Consider the following 3,816-nt stretch of genomic DNA (forward strand, 5'->3'; position numbering starts at 1 on the left):
AAATCTCTCCCCCGCACCGAAAACACGTCGGTCTCGCCGGAGCGAAACTGCAGCAGCGCGGTGTCCTCTGAGTCCACAATGCGCAGGATTACCCGTTCAATGCGCGGGATCCCTTCCCCCTTCCAGTAGTAGGGATTGGGCCGGTACACCAGCCGTTGGCCAGGGGTGTATTCCTGCATGACATAGGGGCCAGCCCCCACCAATTGCTGCACCGGCGTGTCGATACCCCAGGTTTGCAAGAAAAGGGGGTTGCCCCGGCTGTCCAACTGCTCGACAGTGGGCTCGAGGATGTGCTTGGGCAAAATAGGGGATCCGGCCTGCAGCAGAAAGGGAGCGAAGGGCTCCGGCAAAACGAACTCAATCCGCCGCTCGTCCAGCGCCCGCACCTGAGGCAATGCTCCGGCTTCTCCAATTCGCTTCACATCCCGCGCAGAAGTCGGGATCCGCTCGTTGAAGATGATGCGGTTAAAGGTAAAGTCCACATCTGCTGCTGTCAGAGGCTCTCCATCCGACCAGCGCAGCCCCTCCCGCAAGGTAAAGACATACCGCAAGCCGTCCTCAGACACTTCCCAGCCTTCCGCCAGCTCCGGTTTGGGCAAGAGGGTATCCTCATCCAAGGTGACCAAGCCCGCCTCTAGGTAGGCGATAGCGTCGCGGCTAGAGCTTTCGGCGGCCAAATAGGTGTTGAAGGTTTTGGGATCCGAAGTCACCGTGGCAACCAGATGGGGGGGGCGGGTGGGCGTGGCACAAGCGCTGAGCCAGAGCAGAAGGATCCCTAGTAGAGAGACAAAAAGGTTCCTCCTGAGTCGGTTTGCCGAGGTGTTGTTTTGGCCCGCCATTTCTTTTGCCAAGTCGTTGTTCCAAGCAAGTTTGGGACGGCTCGCCCGCATCCCGCGCCCTGTGGCCCAAGCGCTCCGCGCTGCTGAGGCCCTCACCCCCAGCCCTTCTCCTAGAGGAGTAGCCCCCCTCCCGGCCCCTTTCCCAGAGGGAAAGTTGGGGATCCAGGTAATGGGTGGTTTGACTGCGACTTGGGCAGATTCTGCGTTTTTGAGGGAGCGATTGCTTGCCAGTTTGGCAGCTCAGGCAGTGGGGTGACCAGGTTCTTTTCAGATTCTGATGGGAAGGTCAGAGGAAGCTTGTCCTCTCTGTTCCAGCAACAGGGCTACTGCGAAGGCAGCAATGGCCTCTCCCTGACCTATGGGGCCCAGTTTTTCGTTAGTAGTAGCCTTGACCCCCACTTGCTTAGGGGAGATCTGCATTGCCTCGGCTAGACGGGCTTGCATGGCGGGGATGTGAGGTTTGAGCTTGGGCTGCTCCGCCACCACCACACTGTCCACATTGACAATTCGCCAGCCTTCTTGGCTCACCAGTTGCACCACTTGCTGTAGTAAAAGGATGCTGTCTGCCCCTTTCCAGCGTTCTTCTTCCGGGGGAAAGTAAAAGCCAATATCCCGCAGGGCTGCTGCCCCCAGGAGAGCATCCATGATGGCGTGGGTGAGGACATCGGCGTCGCTATGGCCCAATAGCCCCTTTTCGTAGGGGATCCGGATCCCGCCCAGGATCAGGGGGCGCCCCTCGACGAGGCGGTGGATGTCGTAGCCCTGGCCAATGCGCACTTTTCCGGCTCCCTTGGGAAAACCATCGAGACCCTTGTCGACCATCGCCCCCTCCGAGGAGCTAGGGGGATGGGAGTCGAGTAACCGACAAGCAGCTTTTGAGAACGCCTCTTTCTATTCTGCCGGCTCCAGAGGGGAATAGCAGATGGGACAAGACGAACCACTGTAGCAGTCGAAGCAGATGAGGTGAGACTTCCCGTAGGGATTGGCGCAGCGCTTGGCCCACTGATAATCGCTGTAGCTAAGATCTTTTCCGCAAACGTCACATCTGGCCATCCCGCTTTCTTCTCCTCAAGCTTCCGAATTAAAACACCACACTAGAGAGCTAGAGAGATGATCCTAATCGATCCCTGAGCCCCAGCTTGAGAGAAACTATCCCCCAGCCCTGTCCAGAAGGGGATCCTGCCGCCCACAGGGGATCCCGTCTTCGAGAGGCGTCCAGCCCGGCTGCCAAAGATCCCGGTTCTTCAGGGTGGCTGCGTTGACCCAGAGGCGCACCTGGGGATTGCAGACGGCTCTGAGCTCGGCAAACACCAGCCCTCCTTCCCCTTGTTGGCGAGCGGTGACCTGAAAATGTCGCCAACCCAGAACAGGCTGAACGGAAGTCCATTTGGAGCCGAGGAGGTGCGGGAAAGGCTGTTTCCGACGGGGTTTGTTGCGAGCCACGGGACGGAGGGTGCGAGCGGGTAAGGGATGAAAGGGACCCAGCTTTCCGGCCATTCCTGAGGACGGCAGCGGGGATCGAGGGGAGCGGCAAAGCCAGCCGAGATCCTGAGTTTCCCTCAGATCCGCCTGTGATCGGTATGTGTGATCGGTATGATCGAGGGGATCCCTTTCCACTCCAGCCTATCCAACCATGGAGCAGCACCGGCAACGGCTTCAGTTCTCTTTCTGGCAGGCAGTCTTGAAGGGAGGCCTTCTGTTTCTGATCCTGGCTGGCCTAATCTTGGGAACAGGCCTGCCCTTGGGAGCGGCAACCGGCCCCACTTTGTCCGGCAAACTTACGGGGCCAGAGTGGCGACAAGCAGACCCGGAGGCCAAGCAGGACTTTTGTCGCAAAGCCTTTCAAGCGTTTCGCGCCTCTCCTTCCCAGAGCTACATCATCAGCTCCAATGTGCAGGCTTTGACCCCAGAAGGTTTGTGTCGGCGCTTGGATCAGTTTTATCAGTATGCCGTCAACGACGAGATCCCCATCAACCAGGCGGCCAATATTGCCCCATTGCTGTTTTCAGACTTACCCCTGGAGCAGCCTTGATCCCATGTGGATCGCTTGTCCTGCTGGGAACAAAGGCGGCGGGCGAGGATCTGGGCCCAGCTCTCAACAGTTTGGCCGGATCTAGACAGGCGTAGCCAGAGGTTCCGGGGGTGCAGGGAAAGGGAGCTGCTGCAGTTGGGGTTGGTGGGGGCGGATCCCCATTGCTTGGCGCATCAAAGCAGGCTTGAGCAGCGGCAAAACCTCCAGTCCCCACAGGCCCAGGCGACGCAAAACCAGCAACGGCCAGCTTCGGTTGGAAAAGAGGCGATTGGCAGCATCGGTTGCAAAAAGAACCAGCGCGTTTTCTGGGCGGCGACAGCGCTCGTAGGCTTTTAACAAAGCCGGATCGCCGGGATCCCGGCCCGCCATTTTGGCTTCGATCAACAGGGCAGCCAAGGCCGCCACATCCCGCATGCCCAGATTCGCTCCCTGCCCCCCCAGCGGATGGGTGGTATGGGCAGCATCCCCCACCAAAGCCAGCCGGGATCCGATATAGGTTTGGGCATGGGCCCGCTGCGGCTGATAACAAGCTCTGGGAGAGGCGGCCAGCAACGCTCCCAACTGGGATCCAAACCAAGGCCGGATGGCCTGCAGAAACTCAGCCTCAGATAAGCCCATCAGCCAATCTCGATCCGCTTGGCGAACTGTCCAGACGACACAACTGCGATGGGGATCGGAGGTGGGCAAAATGGCGAAGGGACCGCTGACCTGAAAGCGCTCGTAGGCCACCTGCCGGTGAGGATGCTCATGGGTGAGGGTGGAAACGATGCACACCTGCCCATAGCCCCAGCAGGATAACGGGATCCCAGCCTGTTCCCGCAGCCGCGAACGGGCCCCATCTGCAACCACCAGCAGAGCAGCCCGCAGGGTTTGCCGGGATCCCTCCTGGGCCAGCTCTACCCGAATGTGATCTGCTGCAGGGGAGAAACTTTGCGCCTGAGCAGG

Annotated in this window: 5 protein-coding genes; 1 reads left to right on the top strand and 4 read right to left on the bottom strand. The window is 59.6% G+C overall.

Annotated features, from left to right (window positions below; all coding sequences use genetic code 11):
- The 3 genes from NW815_RS11750 to NW815_RS11760 form a co-directional block, all read right to left on the bottom strand.
- Positions 1 to 935 (bottom strand): ABC transporter substrate-binding protein (locus NW815_RS11750; RefSeq protein ID WP_414416043.1); only part of this gene is annotated, 935 nt, incomplete at its 3' end.
- A 171-nt stretch (positions 936 to 1,106) separates the two neighbouring features.
- Positions 1,107 to 1,616, bottom strand: coding sequence for a 2-C-methyl-D-erythritol 2,4-cyclodiphosphate synthase (ispF, locus tag NW815_RS11755; RefSeq protein WP_414389319.1), 510 nt, complete (start codon positions 1,614 to 1,616; stop codon positions 1,107 to 1,109).
- A 372-nt stretch (positions 1,617 to 1,988) separates the two neighbouring features.
- Entirely contained in the window at positions 1,989 to 2,282 is a 294-nt protein-coding gene (locus NW815_RS11760) for a TIGR02450 family Trp-rich protein (protein WP_414389296.1), read from the bottom strand.
- A gap of 190 nt (positions 2,283 to 2,472) precedes the next feature.
- Here NW815_RS11760 and NW815_RS11765 point away from each other — a divergent pair, with 190 nt between their 5' ends.
- Positions 2,473 to 2,871: a hypothetical protein gene (locus NW815_RS11765; protein WP_414350476.1), complete on the top strand. Its 399-nt coding sequence runs from the start codon at positions 2,473 to 2,475 to the stop codon at positions 2,869 to 2,871.
- 81 nt (positions 2,872 to 2,952) lie between these two features.
- Here the strand turns inward: NW815_RS11765 and NW815_RS11770 are convergent.
- The coding region (locus NW815_RS11770) for an FAD-dependent monooxygenase (protein ID WP_414416044.1) at positions 2,953 to 3,816 on the bottom strand (864 nt) is incomplete at its 5' end.

The sequence above is a fragment of the Synechococcus sp. R6-7 genome (genome assembly GCF_047461695.1).
Classification (GTDB): Bacteria; Cyanobacteriota; Cyanobacteriia; order Thermostichales; family Thermostichaceae; genus Thermostichus.